Annotated in this window: 17 protein-coding genes; 8 read left to right on the top strand and 9 right to left on the bottom strand. The window is 71.6% G+C overall.

Annotated elements, in window-relative coordinates:
- Positions 1–79: 79 nt before the first annotated feature.
- The gene (locus ACWGDX_RS16140) at positions 80–775 is read left to right on the top strand and encodes a DedA family protein (RefSeq protein ID WP_453626193.1); all 696 of its coding nucleotides are present in this window, start codon (positions 80–82) and stop codon (positions 773–775) included.
- Positions 776–860: 85 nt separating this feature from the next.
- On the opposite strand, the gene ACWGDX_RS16145 is transcribed toward ACWGDX_RS16140, so the two are convergent.
- Positions 861–1,391, bottom strand: coding sequence for a gamma carbonic anhydrase family protein (locus ACWGDX_RS16145; RefSeq protein WP_382855415.1), 531 nt, complete (start codon positions 1,389–1,391; stop codon positions 861–863).
- 181 nt (positions 1,392–1,572) lie between these two features.
- Between ACWGDX_RS16145 and ACWGDX_RS16150 the strand changes: the two genes are divergently transcribed.
- Positions 1,573–2,799 carry a cytochrome P450 gene (locus ACWGDX_RS16150; RefSeq protein WP_453626050.1) on the top strand — a complete coding sequence of 409 codons (1,227 nt, stop codon included), beginning with the start codon at positions 1,573–1,575 and terminating at the stop codon, positions 2,797–2,799.
- 149 nt (positions 2,800–2,948) lie between these two features.
- Here the strand turns inward: ACWGDX_RS16150 and ACWGDX_RS16155 are convergent, their stop codons facing one another.
- The 5 genes from ACWGDX_RS16155 to ACWGDX_RS16175 all read right to left on the bottom strand — a co-directional run bounded on the left by ACWGDX_RS16155 (position 2,949) and on the right by ACWGDX_RS16175 (position 7,525).
- Positions 2,949–4,214 carry a cytochrome P450 gene (locus tag ACWGDX_RS16155; RefSeq protein ID WP_453626052.1) on the bottom strand — a complete coding sequence of 422 codons (1,266 nt, stop codon included), beginning with the start codon at positions 4,212–4,214 and terminating at the stop codon, positions 2,949–2,951.
- On the bottom strand, positions 4,211–4,825 hold the full coding sequence (locus tag ACWGDX_RS16160) for a GTP-binding protein (protein WP_382855424.1): 615 nt from the start codon (positions 4,823–4,825) through the stop codon (positions 4,211–4,213). The genes ACWGDX_RS16155 and ACWGDX_RS16160 overlap by 4 nt, the downstream gene beginning before the upstream one ends.
- Positions 4,806–5,162 (bottom strand): DUF742 domain-containing protein, encoded by a 357-nt coding sequence (locus tag ACWGDX_RS16165; protein ID WP_363081202.1) that lies wholly within the window; start codon positions 5,160–5,162, stop codon positions 4,806–4,808. Before ACWGDX_RS16165 ends, ACWGDX_RS16160 begins: the two co-directional genes overlap by 20 nt.
- Positions 5,159–5,581 carry a roadblock/LC7 domain-containing protein gene (locus ACWGDX_RS16170; protein WP_363081201.1) on the bottom strand — a complete coding sequence of 141 codons (423 nt, stop codon included), beginning with the start codon at positions 5,579–5,581 and terminating at the stop codon, positions 5,159–5,161. Before ACWGDX_RS16170 ends, ACWGDX_RS16165 begins: the two co-directional genes overlap by 4 nt.
- A 120-nt stretch (positions 5,582–5,701) precedes the next feature.
- Positions 5,702–7,525 carry a sensor histidine kinase gene (locus ACWGDX_RS16175; RefSeq protein WP_453626055.1) on the bottom strand — a complete coding sequence of 608 codons (1,824 nt, stop codon included), beginning with the start codon at positions 7,523–7,525 and terminating at the stop codon, positions 5,702–5,704.
- Positions 7,526–8,014: 489 nt separating this feature from the next.
- Here ACWGDX_RS16175 and ACWGDX_RS16180 point away from each other — a divergent pair, with 489 nt between their 5' ends.
- The 3 genes from ACWGDX_RS16180 (at position 8,015) to ACWGDX_RS16190 (ending at position 10,162) form a co-directional block, all read left to right on the top strand.
- Positions 8,015–8,755, top strand: coding sequence for an acyltransferase (locus ACWGDX_RS16180; RefSeq protein WP_363081199.1), 741 nt, complete (start codon positions 8,015–8,017; stop codon positions 8,753–8,755).
- A 158-nt stretch (positions 8,756–8,913) separates the two neighbouring features.
- Positions 8,914–9,486, top strand: coding sequence for a helix-turn-helix domain-containing protein (locus ACWGDX_RS16185; RefSeq protein WP_363081198.1), 573 nt, complete (start codon positions 8,914–8,916; stop codon positions 9,484–9,486).
- A 121-nt stretch (positions 9,487–9,607) separates the two neighbouring features.
- Positions 9,608–10,162, top strand: coding sequence for a YbaK/EbsC family protein (locus ACWGDX_RS16190; protein WP_453626058.1), 555 nt, complete (start codon positions 9,608–9,610; stop codon positions 10,160–10,162).
- Positions 10,163–10,220: 58 nt separating this feature from the next.
- Here the strand turns inward: ACWGDX_RS16190 and ACWGDX_RS16195 are convergent, their stop codons facing one another.
- Positions 10,221–10,628, bottom strand: a complete 408-nt coding sequence (locus ACWGDX_RS16195) for a CoA-binding protein (protein ID WP_453626060.1) — start codon at positions 10,626–10,628, stop codon at positions 10,221–10,223.
- 85 nt (positions 10,629–10,713) lie between these two features.
- Complete coding sequence (locus ACWGDX_RS16200) at positions 10,714–14,355, bottom strand: NACHT domain-containing protein (protein ID WP_453626062.1); 3,642 nt, start codon at positions 14,353–14,355, stop codon at positions 10,714–10,716.
- 231 nt (positions 14,356–14,586) lie between these two features.
- On the opposite strand from ACWGDX_RS16200, the gene ACWGDX_RS16205 reads away from it, so the two are divergent.
- Genes ACWGDX_RS16205 through ACWGDX_RS16215 form a run of 3 tightly spaced genes read left to right on the top strand, consistent with a single transcriptional unit; the run spans position 14,587 to position 19,444 of the window.
- Complete coding sequence (locus ACWGDX_RS16205) at positions 14,587–15,207, top strand: YigZ family protein (protein WP_453626064.1); 621 nt, start codon at positions 14,587–14,589, stop codon at positions 15,205–15,207.
- Positions 15,204–16,370 (top strand): exonuclease SbcCD subunit D, encoded by a 1,167-nt coding sequence (locus tag ACWGDX_RS16210; RefSeq protein WP_453626066.1) that lies wholly within the window; start codon positions 15,204–15,206, stop codon positions 16,368–16,370. Before ACWGDX_RS16205 ends, ACWGDX_RS16210 begins: the two co-directional genes overlap by 4 nt.
- The gene (locus ACWGDX_RS16215; RefSeq protein WP_453626068.1) at positions 16,367–19,444 is read left to right on the top strand and encodes an AAA family ATPase; all 3,078 of its coding nucleotides are present in this window, start codon (positions 16,367–16,369) and stop codon (positions 19,442–19,444) included. Before ACWGDX_RS16210 ends, ACWGDX_RS16215 begins: the two co-directional genes overlap by 4 nt.
- A gap of 18 nt (positions 19,445–19,462) precedes the next feature.
- On the opposite strand, the gene ACWGDX_RS16220 is transcribed toward ACWGDX_RS16215, so the two are convergent.
- Positions 19,463–19,909, bottom strand: a complete 447-nt coding sequence (locus tag ACWGDX_RS16220; protein WP_453626070.1) for an Lrp/AsnC family transcriptional regulator — start codon at positions 19,907–19,909, stop codon at positions 19,463–19,465.
- Positions 19,910–19,975 lie beyond the last annotated feature (66 nt).

Genomic DNA, 19,975 nt, shown 5'->3' on the forward strand with positions numbered 1-19,975 from the left:
GCGTGCGCCCGCGCGCGCCGGGCAGCCGCCCGTGGACGGTCGGAGGAATCCGGTCACGGAAGTACGGAAGGAACCGGCGTTGCACGTCCAGGAGTGGCTCGAGACCATCCCCCCGGTCAGTATCTATCTCCTGGTCGGGGTGGTGATCGGCCTCGAAAGCCTCGGTATCCCGCTGCCCGGTGAGATCGTCCTCGTCAGCTCGGCGCTCCTCGCCTCCCAGCACGGCGACATCGATCCGTACATCCTCGCCGCCTGCGCCACGGCCGGTGCGATCATCGGGGACTCGATCGGCTATGCCATCGGCCGCAAGGGCGGCCGGCCGCTGCTCGCCTGGCTCGCCGTACGGTTCCCCAGACACTGCGGTGAGCCACAGGTCGCCATGGCGGAGCGTTCGTTCGAGAAGTGGGGGATGTGGGCGGTCTTCTTCGGCCGCTTCATCGCCCTGCTCCGTATCTTCGCGGGACCGCTCGCGGGCGTGCTGCGGATGCCGTACTGGAAGTTCCTGATCGCCAATGTGCTCGGCGGAATCGTCTGGGCGGGCGGCACGACCGCCGTCATCTATTCGGTGGGTGTCGTCGCCGAGGCCTGGCTCAAGCGCTTCTCCTGGCTCGGTCTGGTGCTCGCCGTGCTGTTCGGGATCGGCTCCATGCTCGTCGTACGGAACCGCGCCAAGAAGGCCGCCGGGCAGCCGCCGGCCGAGCCGGAGACGGCACCGACAGCACAGAGCGTGACCAAGCCGGCCGGGGAGCCCGACGCCGTACCCGCCGGGGACTGACCGGAAAACGCGCCCGGCGGTCGGTCGGGCGGTCGTCCTCCCGGCCCGCGTGCCCGCCCGGCCACCGCCGTATCCCTGGCGTCTCTCAGCTCTCGTACGCCTCGCGGTGGATCTTCGCCGTCTCGGCGTACCCCGCCGCGTTGCGTCTGATCCCGGCGCGCTCCTCCTCCGTCAGCTCACGCTTGACCCTGGCCGGCACGCCCGCGACCAGGGAACCCGGGGGTACGCGCAGACCCTGCGGTACGAGCGACTGCGCCGCGACGAGCGAGCCCGCGCCGATGTGCGCGCCGTTGAGGACCGTGGCGCCCATCCCGATCAGCACCTCGTCCTCGACCGTGCAGCCGTGCAGCACGGCGTTGTGACCGATCGAGACGCGCTCGCCGACGGTGAGCGGGAAGCCCGGGTCGGCATGGAGGGTGCAGTTGTCCTGGACATTGCTTCCGGCACCCAGGGTGATCGGCGCGTGATCGGCCCGGAGCACGGCGTGGTACCAGACGCTCGCCCCCGCGCCCACACGGACCTCGCCCAGTACGACCGAGGTCGGCGCCGTGAACGCCGAGGGGTCGACGGCGGGCTCCTTGCCGCCCACGCCCCTGATCAGTGCCTGTTCCGTCATACCGTCTCTCCTCGCTCTCCGGGTGTCCCGGTCCCGGCCGTGCGTACAGGCACCGTAGGCGATCTCCCCTCGGACGCGTCCAGCAGGTCGGCCAGGAGTTGGCTATTTCTGATGACGGATGATCAATAGCCTTAAGCGCGTTGCCCGTTACCGATCGGGTTGGTACCGAACAAGGAGCTTCATGGCCACCGCACAGCAGGTCCCCGACATCCTGTCGCCCGAGTTCGCCGAGAACCCCTATCCGGCCTACCGGGTGATGCGGGACAGTGCCCCGCTCATCTGGCACGAGGCCACGCAGAGTTACATCATCTCGCGATACGAGGATGTCGAGCGCGCCTTCAAGGACAAGGAGTCGGTCTTCACCACCGACAACTACGACTGGCAGATCGAGCCCGTCCATGGCAAAACGATCCTTCAGCTCAGTGGGCGCGAGCACTCCGTGCGCCGGGCGCTGGTCGCCCCGGCCTTCCGCGGCAGCGATCTCCAGCAGAAGTTCCTGCCGGTCATCGAGCGCAACTCGCGCGAACTGATCGACGGGTTCCGGCACACCGGCTCCGTGGACCTGGTGGAGTCCTACGCGACCCGCTTCCCCGTCCATGTCATCGCCGACATGCTGGGGCTCGACAAGGCCGACCACGACCGGTTCCACGGCTGGTATACGGCGGTCATCGCCTTCCTCGGCAATCTGTCCGGCGACGCGGAGGTCACGGCGGCGGGCGAGCGGACCAGGATCGAGTTCGCCGAGTACATGTTCCCGGTCATCCGTGACCGGCGGGAGAACCTGGGCGACGATCTGCTCTCCACGCTCTGTGCCGCGGAGGTCGACGGCGTACGGATGAGCGACGAGGACATCAAGGCCTTCTGCAGCCTGCTCCTGGCCGCGGGCGGCGAGACCACCGACAAGGCCATCGCCAGCATCTTCGCGAATCTGCTGGCCCACCCCGACCAGCTCGCGGCCGTACGGGAGGACCGCACCCTGATCGACCGGGCCTTCGCGGAGACGCTCCGGTACACCCCGCCGGTACAGATGATCATGCGTCAGACCGCACGGGACGTCGAGCTGAGCGGCGGTACCGTACCGGCCGGCGCCACGGTCACCTGTCTCATCGGCTCCGCCAACCGCGACGGCTCCCGCTTCCAGGAGCCGGACCGCTTCGACATCTTCCGGGAGGACCTGACCACGACGACGGCCTTCTCCGCCGCCGCCGACCATCTCGCCTTCGCACTGGGCCGGCACTTCTGTGTCGGCGCGCTGCTGGCCAAGGCGGAGGTCCAGATCGGGGTCGGCCAGCTTCTGGACGCGATGCCGGACGTCCGGCTCGCCGACGGGTTCGACCCGGTCGAGCGGGGCGTGTTCACCCGTGGACCGCAGACACTGCCGGTGGAGTTCACGCCCGTCACGGCATGAAGGCATCCGCCGGGCCCGAGGGCATGCCCCGGGCCCGGCGGCCGGGGCCGGGCCCCGGCCGCTCCCGACGGGCCGCCGCCCGTCCCGCCGCTGCCCCACCGCCGTACGACGGACTTGACGTCACCGCACGACGGGCGGGAGGCCGGCCGCTACTGCACGACGGGGGTGAAGCTCACGGGCAGCGCGGTCAGCCCCCGCATCCAGATGGAGGGCCGCCAGGTCAGCTCGTACGGCTCCACGGACAGCACCACGTCGGGCAGCCGCTCCAGCAGCGTCTCGATCGCGGTACGGGCGATCACATCGGCCAGCAGCGGAGCCGGATAGGGACAGCGGTGCTCCCCGTTGCTGAACGAGAGGTGCGCGGAGTTCTCCGCGCCGACAGGGCCCTCGGGCCAGATCTGCGGATCCGTGTTGGCCGCCGCCAGTCCCAGCACCAGACAGTCGCCCGCCTTGATGTGCCGGCCGCCGAGCTGGGTGTCGCGCACCGCCCAGCGGCCGATGAAGTTCTGGGTCGGGGTGTCCAGCCACAGCACCTCGGTCAGCGCCTGCCCGACGCTGAGACGTCCGCCGGACACATTCAGCGCGAACCGGTCGTCGGTCAGCAGCAGACGCAGGGTGTTGCAGATCCAGTTGGCCGTCGGCTGCTGGGCGGCGGCGATGACGGTGATCAGATCGACCACCATCTCCTCGTCCGTCAGTCCGGCCGGATTGCCCAGCATCCGCGACGTGAGGTCGGAGCCGGGACTGTCCCGCTTGTCCTTGACCAGTCGCTGCATCCGCTCCATGACCCGCACATAGGCGGCGACCGGGTCGTCCCCCTCGTCGGCGTCCAGCGAGATCCGCAGATCGCGCACCAGATCGTCGGTGTCCACACCGTCGGCGGGCATTCCGCAGAGCTGGACCACGGCCCGCATCGGCAGGGCGTGCGCGTACGCGGCCATCAGCTCAGCCTGACCGCTGCCGGCGAAGGCGTCGATGAGCCCCTCGGCGATCTCCCGGCAGATATGGGCCAGCTCGAACTGGTCGATGGCCTCCAGCGCGTCGGTGATCACCCCGGCCCGCCGCTGGTGTTCGGGCCCCTCCGCGAACATCACCGACGGCTGGTAGCCGACGAACGGCATGAGCGGCCAGTCGGCGGGGATGGACTCCCACTGGTTCCAGCGCCGCGAGTCACGGGCGAACAGTTCGTCGTGGCTCGTGACATAGGAGACCTCGGAGTAGCCGAGTACCAGCCAGGCGGGAATCCCGCCGTCGAGCGTGACGGGCGCGATCGCGCCGTGCTCCCTGCGCAGGGTGCGGTAGAGCTGGGACGGGGTCTGCTGGTACTCCAGACCGCTGAGCGGCACGGCCCCCGCGTGCGCGGGGCATTCGGGGGGCGGGGTCCGGTCGGGTCCGGAGCCCGTGGGGTCGGTCATGGTGTCATCTCCCGGGCCATGGCCAGTTCGTAGAGGTGGTCCACAAGGGTGATCAGGACGTTCTTGCCGGACGAGCGCACCCGGGCGTCACAGTCGATGAGCGGGACATGGTCCGGCAGCGAGAGCGCCTGACGGATCTCGTCCAGGGAGAACGCGGAGATGTCGTCGTCGAACCGGTTGACGGCGACCACGAACGGGGTCCGGTGGTGTTCGAGCCGGTCGATGGCGTACCAGGAGTCGCTCATCCGCCGGGTGTCCACCAGGACGACCGCGCCCAGCGTGCCGGAGAACAGCCGGTCCCAGAGGAACCAGAACCGTTCCTGCCCGGGTGCTCCGAACAGATAGAGCACCATCAGCTCGTTGAGAGTGATCCGGCCGAAGTCGAAGGCCACGGTCGTGGTGGTCTTGTTGGTCAGCCCGGCCGTCTCGTCGACACCGATCCCGGCCTGGGTCATCACCTCTTCGGTGTTGAGCGGACGGATCTCGCTGACCGAGCGGACGAGGGTGGTCTTTCCGACCCCGAATCCGCCCACGACGACAATCTTCAGCCCGGTCTCGGCGGCGTCGGCCAGTGGAGTACGGGCCGGGAGTTCAGAGGTTGCGGAGTCCAAGGAGCACCTCCTTCAAGAGGGCGGAGTCGGGGAGTTCGGCGGTGCGCGCGGCGCGCGGGTGCCGAGCGGTGATCCGGCCCGTCGCGAGGAGATCGCCGAGCAGGATCCGTACCACCGTGATGGGCAGCTTCAGCTCGGCGGAGATCTCGACGACCGCGGTGGGATGGCGGCACAGTCCGAGGATCTTGACATGTTCCGACTGCATCCCCGCCGTCGGTTCGCACTCGCTGACGATCAGGGTGACCAGGTCGAACGAGTCGTCGTCGGCCCGGCTGCGGCCACCGGTGACGGTGTACAGCCGGTCCGGATCCCCGATGTCGACGGGCCGGCGGATCATGACGGTGAACTCTCCTGGAGGGGAGTACGCGGCTCGGCCCGCAGATGTTCACCGATCTGCTCGACCAGCTCGGTCATCTGATGGCCCACCACACCCGGGTCGGCGCCGTCCTCGGCCACCACCGCGAGATGGGCCCCGTCGCCGGCCTCGACGATGAAGAGCAGACCGCCGTGGAACTCGGTCATCGAGTGCCGTACGCCGCCGGTGCCGTTGCCGAACTCCACCGAGGCGCCCTGGGCGAGTGCCTGGATACCGGAGCAGATGGCGGCGAGCTGATCGGCCTGATCGAGGGTGAGATGGCGGCTCCAGCAGAGCTTCAGCCCGTCACGGGAGAGCACCAGGGCATGCCGCGTACCGGGGGTGCGTTCCAGGAGGTTCTCAAGGAGCCAGGTCAGGCTGTTGTCAGTGGTCTGCTGCATGGTGTGCGTGGGGCGGGTGTTGCTCACCGGTGAACCGGTCACCAGCCCGTGCCTCCAATCTCGCGTTCGGGTGGGGGTGGGCGCCGATACCCCGGGCGCCGTACGGGGAGAGCGCGGGCCCTAGCCGGCCGGAGTGCCGGGGACGTCGCCGCCTCCGGAAGGGCCCGCGGACTCGGACGGGCCGCCGGCCGCGGAGGTTCCCGTCGCGGACGCGTCCCCGGCCCCCGAGGGGCTGTCGGCGGCGCGGCGCGCGCGGTGGAAGGCCCCGAACTGGGAGCCCGCGTCACGGCTGGGGCGTGTCTCGCCGGACTCGCTGTCCGGGTGCGGCCTGCCGCGGTCGGCCGCGGCCATGGTGCGTCCCGGGGGGCGCACCGGCAGTCCGTTGGGCGTGGCCACCTTGGGTCCGTCCCCGGGGACGGGCGGGGTGGCGGGGATCCGGCCGGTCGGGGTGGGGTCGGCCGTGGGGGACGAGTGGGACGGTGAGGACGGGAACGAAGGGGACGACGGTGAGGGCGGCGTGGAGGCGGCCGCCGGTCCGGCGGGGGCGGGCAGCGTCGTCTCCGGCGCCGGGCGCCGTAGCGACTGCTCGTTGGTCAGCACCCGCTGCTGGGCGATGACCTGCGGCGGGAACAGCACCACGACACCCGTGCCACCGCGTGAGGAGGGCCGGTAGTTGACACTGATGTGGTACTTGGCGGCCAGCCTGCCGACCACGGCCAGACCGAGCCGGGTGCCCTGGAGCATCGCCAGGTCGGTGACCCGCCCCGACACGGACTCCTCGGCGCGCCGCATCGCGGCGTCCGCCATCTTCAGCCCGCTGTCCTCGATGGTGACCACGAGCCCGGCGGTGCGCTCCTCGACATAGACATGCACCTCGTCGATGGGCGGGGAGAAGTTCGCCGCGTTGTCCATGAGTTCGGCGAGGAGATGCATCACCGGCTCGGCGGCGAACCCGGCGATCGCGGCGGTGCTGGAGCAGTGCAGCCGCACCCGCTGGTACGCGGAGATCCGGCCCACCGCGCCGCGCAGGATGCTCTCCATGCCGATCGGCTTGTTCCAGGCGCGGCTCGCGCGTCCGCCCATCAGCAGGGCCAGCCGGTCGGTGAGCAGTCCGAGCTGCGAGGTGTTGTGGTCGAGCTTGAGGAGATCCCCGAAGACCTCCTCGCCGTGCCGGTCCTGCATCTCCCGCAGATCGGCCAGCATGCTCACCGCCTTCGCCTGCACCCGGCTCAGTGCCTTGGCGCTGGCCGCCTGCGCGGCGGCGGCGCGCCGCTCGCTGGTGGCGAACTGCCGTACCACCGTGTCCACCAGGACCCGCAGCCGCGGATCGGCAGGCGGATCGATCCTGCCGAGCACCGTGTCGGCGGAGCCGCCCGAGCGCAGCCCGCCGAGCGCGGCGGGGAGTGTCCTCGTGGTGAGCAGATCCAGATCGTCGGCGGCCTGGGCCAGCCGGCTCAGGGCGGTCGCGCTGTCGGCGGCGGCCTTGGCCGCGCGCCCCTCGGAGTCCGCCAGTTCGGCGGTGAACATCTCCAGGACACGGCGGAGCTGGGGATCGGACGGCGCGGGGGTGGCGGCGAGTGTCTCCGGGGCGCTCGCGCCGTCGCGGAGCCTCTTGATCACGGCGGGCAGCGTGACGTTCAGGAGATGCGCGGCCTCCGCGCCGGACTGGGCCAGCCGCGTCCGCGCCGTCCTGATCTCGCCCTCCGCGGTGGCCGTACCGCGCCGGCCGCGGCGCACCAGCAGCGCGGCCGTGACGACGGCGACCGCCACACACGCCCAGGCGACCGCGACGGTGGCGGCCACCCAGGCACGGGCGGCGGCGGGGGCCGACGCGGCCACCGCGCCCGCGACCGCCCCGGTCACCACCACCACCGTCAGGGGTACGGCGAGTGACGACCGTGTGGTGCGTATGCGGCGCGGGCTGGGGGCGACAGGCACTGACATTCCGCGGTCCCTCGGTACTTGAGTGCGGGGGGAACAGACCGGCCGACCAGCGCGGTTCGGCCGCACGGGCGGGATCGGACACCGATGGGGACGGCGATCTTCCGCACCACATGTGGCGCTCATGCTAACCACGCGGAGTGGCGCGGAAGGCCGTGGAAAGGCCGGAGCCCGCACAACGGGGGAGTTCGTCCCGAAGTCACCTACCGGGCGGCGGTGGCGTGATAAGTGGCGATGACCGTTATGGGGTCTGTCGTACGGGCCTGCCCTGCCCGATCCGAGGCACATGCTGCCCGTTCGGCTCCCGGGAAGCCGTCCGGGATGGCCTCACACGGACTCAACGTGCCCAGTGGTCAACGGGTTTCGGCCAACAAGGGTCGCTGTACGGGTGGTACGAGGCCGTGCGCGGCGGGTGTCGTGAGGGGCGTCGTGGGGTGAACGTCACAGGGAAGGGCCCGGTTCGGCCGGTGCCCGCCGACTACGGTGAGGTGGGTGCCGAAGAAGAGAAACACGTTCTCATCGCTGACCTCCTGGCGGCGCCGTCTTCTCTCCCGGGCCGTCCAGGACGGCTGGCGCTGGATCCAGGAGACGGGCGCGGTCAGCGCCGAGCGCCCGGGACGGCTGCGCTTCCGCCGGATCGGCACCGGCACCCGGCTCGCCTTCCCGCAGGGCACGGTCTTCGGCGAGCCGTGGATCGAGCTGGGCGAACACTGCGTCATAGGCGAACACGTCACCCTGACCGCGGGGATGATGCCCGGACTCGACCTCGGCCCCGGGACGGTGCTGACGCTCGGCGACGGGGTGGTCCTCGGCCGGGGCAGCCATGTGATCGCCGACACCACGGTGACCATCGGCGCGGACACCTACTGCGGGCCGTATGTCTACATCACGTCGACCAATCACAGTTACGACGATCCGAAGACGCCCGTCGGCAAGCAGTGGCCCCGGATGGAACCGGTGGAGATAGGGCCCGGCTGCTGGCTCGGCACCGGCGCGGTGATCCTGCCCGGCGCGCGGCTCGGCCGGAATGTGGTGGTCGCGGCGGGCGCCGTCGTACGGGGAGAGGTGGCCGACCACACGGTGGTGGCCGGGGCGCCCGCGCGGGTCGTACGGAGCTGGGACCCCGAGCGCGGCTGGGATCCGCCGCTGCGCACCCCCGCGCCGGTGCCGATCCCGGAGGGCATCACGCCGGAACAGCTTCTGGCACTGGGGGAGTTGGAGCGCCCGTCCTGACGTACGCGACCGGCGCGGGCGCTGTCGAGGCGCGCGCCGGTGACCAGGGCGGACAGCGCGGTCAGGAAGGACCTCGCAGTACAGTGCGATGAACGACTGGGTGCACCACACCGTAGTGCGGCCCGTTGAACCGCCTCATCGCATATCTTGGACGGAATGTGTCTGACCTCGATCAGCTCACACAGTCGCTGGCACGCAATCTCAAACGCTGGCGAGGCGAACGGGGCTTCACCCTCGACGCCCTGGCCGCCCGCGCCGGGGTCAGCCGCGGAATGATCATCCAGATCGAGCAGGCACGGACGAACCCGAGCGTCGGCACCACGGTCAAGCTCGCCGACGCGCTCGGTGTCTCCATCACCACCCTCCTCGACTACGAGCAGGGACCGCAGGTCAGGGTCGTGCCCGAGAGCCAGGCCGTACGGATGTGGTCCACCCCGGCGGGCAGCCGGACGACCCTGCTGATCGGCGCCGAGGCGCGCGGGCCGCTCGAAATGTGGTCCTGGGCGCTGATGCCCGGTGACGGCAGCTCCTCCGACCCGCATCCGCCAGGCACGACCGAACTGATCCATGTGACCGCGGGCGAGCTGACCCTCGTCGTGGACGGCGAGCCGCACCCCGTACCGGCCGGCGCGTCCGCGACCTTCGAGGCGAACGTCCCGCACACCTACCGCAACGACGGCGCGGACATCTGCGAGCTGGTCATGGCCATCTCCATCCCGCCGGTGCGCTGAGGTGCCGGGCCGGTCGTGAGGTGCCGGGTCCGTCGTGAGGTGACCGGCCGGTCGTAGGGTGCCGGGCCGGTCGTGAGGTGACCGGCCGGTCCGTCCCGGGGCGGCTGTTAGCGTGAGATCCATGCGCGCTCCTCTCGGACATTTCGACAACGCCGTCCCCGCCCCCGACTGCCTCGACCTGCTGACCCCGCCCGTGGCGGACGCCGTACGCGCATGGCGGGGCGATGTGCCGGCCGAGCAGTTGGTGTACGTGGACACGGACCCGGCGATCGCGGACACGGCGGTCTTCGCCGAGCACTACGGCCCCGAACTGCTCGACCACTCGGCCAACTGCGTGGTCGTGGCGGGCAGGCGCGGCGGCGAGACCACGCTCGCGGCCTGTGTCGTCCTCTCCCGCACCCGCGTCGACGTCAACGGCGCGGTCCGCCGCCAACTCGGCGCACGGAAGGCCTCGTTCGCCCCGATGGACACCGCGGTCGGCGAGACGGGCATGGAGTACGGCGGTATCACCCCGATCGGACTGCCCGTGAGCTGGCCGCTGCTGATCGACTCCGCGGTGCTCGACACGGAGTGGATCCTCATCGGCAGCGGCCGCCGCCGCGGCAAACTGATCGTCCCGGGCAAGTCCCTCGCGGACCTGCCCGGCGCGGTGATCCTGGAGGGCCTCGGCGTCTGAGCCGGAGCGTCGGTGGCGGCGGTGGTCGGCCGTGCCGGGTCCGGCCCCGGGGCAGTGGTCAGGCGAGTTTGGGGATCTCGATGGCCGGGCAGCGGTCCATGACCATGTCGAGGCCTGCCGCGCGGGTGCGCTCGTATGCCGCCTCGTCGATCACGTCGAGCTGGAACCAGACGGCCTTCGCGCCGATCGTCACCGCCTCGTCCGCGACCGCGCCCGCCAGGTCGCTGTTCACGAATACGTCCACCACGTCGACGTCGAACGGAATGGCGTCGAGGGACGGATAGCCCTGTTCCCCGTGCACCGTCTCGGCCTTCGGGTGCACGGGGACGATCCGCTTGCCGTAGCGCTGGAGGACCTTCGCGACTCCATGGGCGGGGCGCCGCTCGTTCGAGGAGAGACCGACGATCGCCCATGTGTCGCCGAGCTCGTCGAGGATCTTGCGGACGGTGTCCGGATCGCTGTGCACGTCGTACCTCCACGGGTCGTATGTTCGTCACAGAGGGCAACGACCACCGGCCGCGCGCCATTCCCGGCGGGCCTTGGAGACGTGCCTACTGGCGGGTGCGGATCAGCAGAAGGATCTGGTTGCCGGTCGGTGCGGGGGTGCTGTGCGCGATCAGACTCTGCCAGACCCGGCGCAGCTCGTCCGCCTCATGATGCTCGCCCGTCTTCCGCAGGGCCGCCGCGGCGGCGAGCAGTGCGGTGCGGATACAGGCGGGTGCCCGGGTGCCGAGGGGGTGCCGGCGGTCACGGATCGCGGTCAGGAGTTCCAGGGCGCCGCCGGTCAGCAGCCGGGTCTGTTCATACAGGGGATGATCCGCCCGGAGGAGGTCGTGGGCCTGGCGCAATGTGCCGGCCGGGTCTTCCGAGGGCTGCTGCTCCAGGGGAACGCCCTCCGTCGACGTACGTCTCAAGAAGTAGTCGAAACTCGTGAGTGCCGCGGCCGGGGCGGTGTCGGTGAGCGATGTCCACGTGGTGAAGAGGACACGGAAAGCGGCGAGAGCGAGTCCCAGCTCTCCGGTGTGTGCGTCGAAGGCCAGATCGAGGGCTGTGTCGAGGTCGTAGGCGCGGTCGAGCGTGAGGGCGAGGTCGCGGTCGATGGCGAGGGCGAGAGCGGGGTCGACGGCACGGTCGGAGCTGAGGGCTCGGCCGGGGTTGAGGGCGCGGTTGATGGCGCGGTCGATGGCGAGGTCCCGGTCGATGGCGAGGTCGCGGTCGATGCTGAGGGCGACGGCTGTGCCGGGGTCGTAGGCGCGGTCGAGGGTGAGGGTGAAGTCGAGGTCGAGGTCGACGGCGAGATCTCGGTCGAGCGCGATGGCGCGATCCCGTTCCCTGTCCCGGTCGCGGTTGATGGCGAGGTCTCGGTCGAGAGCGACGCCAGGGGCGCGGTCGAGAGCGAGGTCGACGGCGAGGTCGAGGGTCATGGCCAGGGCGTGATCGAGGGCGAGGGCGTGATCGATGGTGCGGGCGAGATCGATGGTGCGGTCGAGTCCGTCGGGGGGACGGTTGATGACGAGGAGGCGGTCGATGACCAGGGCGAGATCGATGGCGTTGTCGATGCCGTTGCCGTTGCCGTTGCCGCTGCTCGTGGCGAGGTCGCCGTCGATGGCGCGGGCGAGCTCGCGGCTGCGGCCGCGGGCGATGGTGCGGACGACGGAGATGTCGCGAGTGCGGTCGAGGTCGAGGTCGGAGCCGAGGCCGAGCGCACGGGCGACGGTGCGGGCACGGGCGTGGGCGCGGTTGATGGCGTCGGTGGCGTTGATGGCGTCGGCGCCGTTGATGGTGCGGGCGAGGGTGCGGGCACGGATGTGGGCGAGGTCGCGGTCGAGGGAGAGAACGAGCGCGAGTTCCAGTGGTGCGAGGTGAGGTGTGCCGCGGAGTTCCCGAGCGCGGGTGAGGGCGTTGGCGAGGACTCTGGTCCAGGCCTCGATCCGCGTGCGGTTCTCGGGTGGGGCGAGGAGGAGCCGCAGGTGGGGGGCGATCCGCCGGCGGTCGATGACGGGGGCGGTGACGAGGGAGAAGCGGTGTCGGCCGGGGTCGGCGTTCTGCCGGCGGTCGGGGAGGAGGCGGTAGTGGTGGAGGCCGGGGTCGGTGTAGGGCCAGCGCACCCCTGGCGGCTGGTGGAGGAGGGTACGGGTGCCGTCGTGGGCCCAGACGGTGTGGCGGGTCAGGTCGGCGACCATCCCGGCGGCCGGGTCGCGGAGCTCCTCGGGTGTCGGCAGCCGGTAGACGGTGTCGCCGGTGACGGTGTTGAGCCAGTCGACGAAGCGCTCGGCGTCGCCCGCCTCCATCCCGACCGCGGTGTCACCGTCCGCGTGATCGCCGGCTGGACTCGCGACGGAGGGGTGATGGCGTCCTTCCGCTTCTTCCTCGCGGACGAACAGCTCGTACAGGGCTTGGGGTACGGGGCGTGCGCACAGGGCGGCGGTCTCGCTGAGTTCGACGGTCTCACGCAGGGTGCGGGTGGCCTGGACACCGGCGAGCAGCCGTCGGCGGGCGGGGTCCTGGTTCTCACCGGGGGCGGGAGGTTCCAGCAGGGCGTCGAGGCGGTCACGCGTGACCGGGTCGACGATCTGTGCCTGGTCGGCGCAGTCGAAGGCCAGGGCCAGGGCGGAGACGGTACCGGAGTCCAGGCAGGCGGTGATGACGGGAGTGGCGTCATTGCCGGCGGCCCACAGCAGGATGGTCTCGCGCCACCATGGATCGTTGACGTTCCCGCTCAGCAGACCGGTGTCGGCGCGCGGGGTGCCGAGCTGGGCGGCCGCCAGATATTCCTGCAAGGTCAGATGCACGAAGCCGTAGACGCCGTGCTCCCGTTCGACCAGGAGTCCGCTCTTCCGCGCTTCTTCGAGGAACACCTCGGGGTCCACATCGCCGGGGACCTGCCGCAGCGGACGGCGGATCGCCCTGACCGCGTCGCGCACCGGCCAGTCCCGGACCTTCGCCTTCATCATGGCGAGTGCCAGATGCTGGACGATGTGCTGTTTGTGCGGACCGCCCAGGCTGGTGGCGTCGGACAGCCCGCGGGCCTCGGAGCGGCGGTGCAGCAGCACGTCGCACATCTCCGCGTACAGCTCCGCGCGGCTGCCCGGCAGCTGACCGCGGTAGCGGTGGACGTTCGAGGTCATGGTCAGCAGCAGCGGATTGGCGGCCAGGTCGTACAGCGCCGGGCGGGCCCGCAGCCGGGCCAGCAGATCCTCCGCGTTCCTGTCGGCGACCGCCCGCACCTCGCGCCCCGTGCCGGCCCGAGCCCGGCTCTCGGTCGCGAAGGACCACTGATGCAGGAACAGGGAGATCTGCTCCCTGGTGAATCTGCGCACCTGGAGCACCTCGGCCCTGGGCAGCGGATTCGACTGGTAGCCATGCGGACGCGAGGTCACCACATAGATGTTGCGGGGGTGGCGCTGGGTCTGCCGGACGATCCAGGACACCACCCTGCCGCGCTCCGCGGGGTCGGCGACCTCGTCCAGTCCGTCCAGCAGCACCACACACTCACCGGCGTCGAGTCTGCGTTCGAGCCAGCCGGCCGACACCTTCCCCTCCAGCCAGCCCGCCGAGACGGCGACCTCGCCCAGCCCCGGCGCCTCGTCGGCGAGCAGCGCCCCGGCGTGGTCGCGCAGGAAGAGCAGCACCGGCAGCCGCCCCCGCCACCGGCTCCTGCACAGCCCCAGGGCCGTGTTGCGGGCCAGCGTGGTCTTGCCCGACCCCGGCCCGCCGATCACCGCCAGCACCCGCGCCGCCCTGTTCTGCTCGGCGTCCCGCAGCACCGACTCCAGACTCCGGCGCTCGCCCGGACCGGCCGCAGGCGCACCGCCGGGCACCGTCCCCAGATACGGCTCGCCCGCGGTGGCGTGCAGCGCCTGCGGAGCCAGACTGACATCCACGTACACCTGGTCCATCCGCAGCACGAACTCGCCGTGTGTGGCGACGCCCACGGTCTCCATGTCCCGGACGCTCGCCCGTAACTGCCGCAGATACACCTGCCGGCTGCCGCGCGCCGTGTCCCGCACCCCGCCCGCGGGAGCGGCGGCCACCTCTGTGAACAGCAAGGCCAGCACGGCCACCCCCAGCGAGGCGTACAGCCATGTCCAGCTGAATTTCCCGTCGGAAAGGATCTGGTTCACCGCCACGCCGACCGTGACCGTCAACGCCGCACCGCCCACGACCCGCAGTACGCCCCGTACCTCCGTCACACTCTCCCCCAACGCCCAAGACACCGGGCCGGTCTTCCTGTTCTCAGGCCCGCCCCGCCGATCCCATCCAGCTTTCTTAGCAGCGCGGTTGATGACCGTGTGACCAAAATGCCTGAAGACGGGCCGGGAACTCCACGGCTCGCAGGCCGGTACGCGCGCGGCGCGCACCCCCGTGGGACCGACCGTACGCCCCGGCCGTCACCGTCCGGCCCCGCCGCATAGGGTGGGGAGATGCAGGAGCAGTACCGGACCGTCGCCCGCGCGGGTACGCACGAGACCGAGATCAACCGGTCTCGTTTCCTCTGCGCGCTGGCACCCGCCGCGAGCGAGCGGGAGGCGCAGGATTTCGTCGCGCGCGTCCGCAAGGAGCATCCGACGGCCACCCACAACTGCTACGCGTATGTGATCGGCGCCGACGCCTCCGTACAGAAGGCGAGTGACGACGGCGAGCCCGGCGGTACGGCCGGGGCGCCGATGCTCCAGATGCTGATACGGCGTGAGGTGCGCTACACCGCGGCGGTCGTCACCCGTTACTACGGCGGGGTCAAGCTCGGCGCGGGCGGACTCATCCGCGCGTACGGCGGAGTGGTCGGTGAGACCCTCGACGCCCTGGGGACGGTGACACGGCAGCGCTTCAGGCTCGCCACCGTCACCGTCGACCACCAGCGCGCGGGCAGGCTGGAGAACGATCTGCGCGCCACGGGCCGTACGGTGCGCGAGGTGCGGTACGGCGAGTCGGTCACCATCGGCATCGGCCTGCCGGACGCGGACCTGGCGTCCTTCCGCGCCTGGCTCGCCGACACCACGGCCGGGACGGCCGTACTGGAACTGGGCGGCGAGGCCTTCATTTGAGGATTCTGCACACCTCCGACTGGCATCTCGGCCGGTCGTTCCACCGCGTGAGCCTGCTCGACGCCCAGGCCGTCTTCCTCGACCATCTCGTCGCGACCGTCCGGGACCGTGACGTGGACGTGGTCCTGGTCGCGGGCGACGTCTACGACCGGGCCGTGCCGCCGCTCGCCGCCGTGGAGCTCTTCGACCGTGCGCTGCACCGCCTTGCCGGGGCCGGTGTACCGACCGTCATGATCTCCGGCAACCACGACTCGGCGCGCAGACTGGGCGTCGGCGCCGGACTGATGGAGCACGCCGGGATCCATCTGCGGACCGATCCGGCCAGCTGCGACACCCCCGTACTCCTCTCCGACGCCCATGGCGAGGTGGCCTTCTACGGACTGCCGTATCTCGAACCGGCCCTGGTGCGGGACGAGTTCAAGGCGGCGAAGGCCGCACACGAGGCGGTGCTCGGCGCCGCGATGGAGCGGGTACGGGCCGACCTCGCGCGACGCGCCCCCGGCACCCGCTGTGTCGTCCTCGCCCATGCCTTCGTCGTCGGCGGGGCGCCCAGCGACAGCGAGCGCGACATCACCGTCGGGGGAGTGGCCTCCGTACCCGTGGGGATCTTCGACGGCGCGGACTACGCCGCACTCGGCCATCTCCACGGCTGCCAGACCCTCACCGAGCGCGTCCGCTACGCGGGCTCCCCGCTCGCGTACTCCTTCTCGGAGACCGCTCACCGCAAGACCATGTGGCTGGTGGAGCTGGGACCGGACGGCGGGATCGACGCCGAGCGCGTCGACTGCCCGGTGCCGCGCCCCCTGGCCAGGATCCGCGGCCCCCTCGACGCGCTGCTCGACGATCCCGGGCTCGCCCGTCACGAGGACTCCTGGGTCGAGGCCACCCTCACCGATCCGGTGCGCCCGGCCGAACCCATGGCACGGCTCACCGGGCGTTTCCCGTACACCCTCAGTCTGGTCTTCGCCCCCGAACGCGGGGACGACGACCCGCTCGCCTCCTACGCCCAGCGGCTCGCGGGCCGTACCGACCAGCAGATCGCGGAGGACTTCGTGGCGCATGTACGGGGCGGTGCCGGGCCCGACGACCGCGAACGCGCCGTGCTGCGCGACGCCTTCGACGAAGTACGGGTCGACGCCGCGAAGCGCGAGGTGGGCCGGTGAGACTGCACCGGCTGACGATCACCGCCTTCGGCCCCTTCGCCACCACCCAGACCGTCGACTTCGACGCGCTCTCCACCGCCGGGCTCTTCCTGCTGCACGGCCCGACCGGCGCGGGGAAGACCTCCGTGCTCGACGCGGTCTGCTACGCGCTCTACGGAGCGGTCCCCGGGGCCCGGCAGAGCCCCGGAGCCTCCCTGCGCAGCGATCACGCGGCCCCCGGCACCGCCACCGAGGTGACACTCGAACTGACCGTGGGCGGACGGCGGTTCGAGATCACCCGGCGGCCCGCACAGCAGCGTCCCAAGAAACGCGCCAAGGGCTTCACCACGGAGAAGGCACAGAGCCTGCTGCGCGAGCACGACACCGAGCGCGCCGACTGGCGGGCACTGAGCCGCTCCCACCAGGAGATAGGGGAGGAGATCGGCCAACTGCTCGGGATGAGCCGTGAGCAGTTCTGCCAGGTGGTGCTGTTGCCCCAGGGCGACTTCGCCCGCTTCCTGCGCGCCGACGCCGAGGCGCGCGGCAAGCTCCTCGGCACCCTCTTCGACACCCGCCGGTTCGCCGCGGTGGAGGAACGGCTCGCGGAACTGCGCCGCGCCGCCGAACACCGGGTACGCGCGGGTGACGAACGGCTGCTCGGTGTCGCACAGCGCGTCGCCCAGGCCGCGGACGGCAGTTCGTTCCCGGAGAGCCGGCCGGGTGAGGCGGGGCTCGCCCAGGCCGTCCTGGAGTGGGCCGCGGTCGCCCGCTCCACCGCCCAGGAGCGGACCGATATCGCCGAGTCGGCGCTGGCGGCGGCCGAGAGCCGACGGGCCGCCGCCCGGAGCGAGCTGGACGCCGCGAACGAACTGGCCGGACTGCAAAAGCGGTTCGCCGACACCCGGCTGCGCGCCGAGGCGCTCGAAGCGCGCCGCCCCGAGCACGACCAGGACCAGGCGCTGCTGGAACGGGCCCACAAGGCCGAGCTGGTGGCCCCGGCGCTCGCCCTGCGCGACGACGCCGAGGAGGCGCATCGGGAGGCCCGCGACGAGTACGACCGCACCCGGGCGCTCCTGCCGCCCGATCTCGCCGAGGCGGGCGCCGAGCAACTGGCCTCGCTGGAGCGGACCATGCGGGAGGAGCTGGGCGCTCTCGACGCGGCCCGGCGCGCGGAGTCGCGCAGCGCCGAGATCACCGAGGAACGGGCCGGACTGGACCGGCAGGCGCGCGCCGACGAGGAGATCCTCCAGGACGCGGCGGGCTGGCTGGCGGACTGGGAGTCCGAGCGCCAGGCGCTGCGGGACCGTATCGAGGCCGCCCAGGACGCGGCGACACGCGCCGAACAGCTCGCGGGGCGGCTCGAACCCGCCCGGCGGCGGCTTGAGGCCGCCGTCCGGCGCGACCGTCTCGAAGCGGCGGCCGAAGAGGCCGAGCGGCGGCTGTGCCAGGCCAGGGAGCATGCCAACACCGCCCATGAGACCTGGCTCGAACTGCGGGAGCGGCGGCTGCGGGGCATGGCGGCGGAGCTGTCCGCCCGGCTCATGGACGGCGAACCGTGCGCGGTCTGCGGCTCCACGGCCCACCCCGAGCCCGCCCGCGCCACCGAAGGACAGGTCGAACCGGCCGCCGAGGAAGCGGCGTTGACGGCCCATCAGGGGGCGGCGAAGGCCCGTGACACGGTCGAGCGCGAGCATGTCGCGCTCATGGAGCGGTACGCGGCCGCCCGCGAGGCGGCCGGGGGTACGGGAGAGACGCCCGGGGATGGGGGCGCGGGCGGGGGTGTCGGCGGGGGAGCGGGCCAGGGCGCGGGCCAGGGTGCCGGTGTCGCCGAACTCACCGCGCTCACCGGGGAGTTGGAACGGGAGCACGCCGAGGCGCACCGGCTCGCGGCCGGTACGCACGCGGCCCGCGAGGCCCTCGACCGCGCCGAGCGCGAACACGAGAAGCGGCTCGCCGCGCGACAGCACGCCGAACGCCGGGTCGCCGCCCGTACCTCACGGCGCGAAGCCCTCGACCGCGAACAGAGCGGTTTGCGCACCGAGTTGATCCGCGCCAGGGGAGACGCCGAGACCGTCGCGGAGCGCGCCGGACAGCTCGAACGCCGGGCCGGATGGCTGGCCGAGGCCGCCGAGGCCGTGCGCGAGGTCGACACCACGGCGCTCCGGCTGAAGGAGGCCGACGGCAGGCTCGCGACCGCCGCCTTCCGGGCCGGTTTCGACACGCCGCGGGCCGCCGAGGCCGCCCTGCTCACCGATACCGGCCGGCGCGAACTCCAGCACCGGCTCGACGCGTTCCAGGCCGAGGCCGCCGCGGTCGCGGACCGGCTCGCCGAACCCGACGCCCGGAACGCCGCCGCGCGTCCGCCCGCCGCCACCGACGCCGCGCGGACCGCCCACGACCGGGCGGAACGAGTCCTGCGGGACGCGTCGGCCGCCGCCTCCACCGCCCGGGACCGCCGCGCCGAACTGGGCAGACTCTCCCGGCTGGCCGAGACGGAGGTACGCGCGCTCGGCCCGGTGCGCGAGGAGTACGACCGGGTGGCACGCCTCGCCGGGCTCACCTCGGGCACCTCCGCCGACAACGAACGCAGGATGCGCCTGGAGTCCTACGTCCTGGCGGCCCGGCTGGAACAGGTCGCCGCCGCGGCCACCGTACGGCTCCAGCGCATGTCCTCCGGGCGGTACGCCCTCGTCCACTCCGACGCGAGAGCGGGCGGTCTCCGCCGGTCGGGCCTGGGGCTCCAGGTCATCGACGCCTGGACCGGCAGCGCGCGCGACACGGCGACGCTCTCGGGCGGCGAGACCTTCTTCGTGTCCCTCGCCCTGGCGCTCGGTCTCGCGGATGTCGTCACCGACGAGGCCGGTGGCGTACGGCTGGACACCCTCTTCATCGACGAGGGGTTCGGCAGCCTGGACGACCAGACGCTGGACGAGGTCCTCGACGTCCTGGACGCGCTGCGGGAGCGCGACCGCAGCGTCGGCATCGTCAGCCATGTCGCGGATCTGCGCCGCCGTATCCCCGCCCAGTTGGAGATCGTCAAGGAACGGCACGGCTCGGCGGTACGCCCGCGCCTGGCGGGGGCGCTCGGCGACTGACCCGGCCGACGGGGGTTCTCAGCGGCTGAGGGAGCGGCGGGGCAGCGGCGAGGAGTAGACCACGCTGGTGGTGACCGAGCCCAGGGTGCCGATCCGGCCGGAGATCTCTTCGAGATGGCTCATCGAACGGGCGGCGACCTTCAGTACGAAGCAGTCGTCGCCCGTCACATGGTGGGCCTCCAGGATCTCGGAGGTCGCCTCCAGCAGATCGTGGAACGGCTTGTAGTTGCCGTTCGGATAGCGCAACCGCACCAAGGCGAGGATGGGCCGGCCGAGCCGCTCACGGTCGACCACCGCGGTATAGCCGGAGATCACCCCCGCCTCCTCCAGCCGCCGCACCCGCTCGGTCACGGCGCTCGCGGACATGGAGACGGCTCTGGCCAGCTCGGCGAAGCTGATCCGGCCGTCCCGTTGCAGCACATCCAGCAGGTGCCAGTCGGTGGCGTCCGGCGAAAACTCGGTCATCAACGAGAAATAGCAGGGAAAGCACCCGTCCATCAAGGCGAGGACCGGGGAATCGCTCTTCAGAGG

This window comes from Streptomyces sp. NPDC055025 (genome assembly GCF_053608565.1).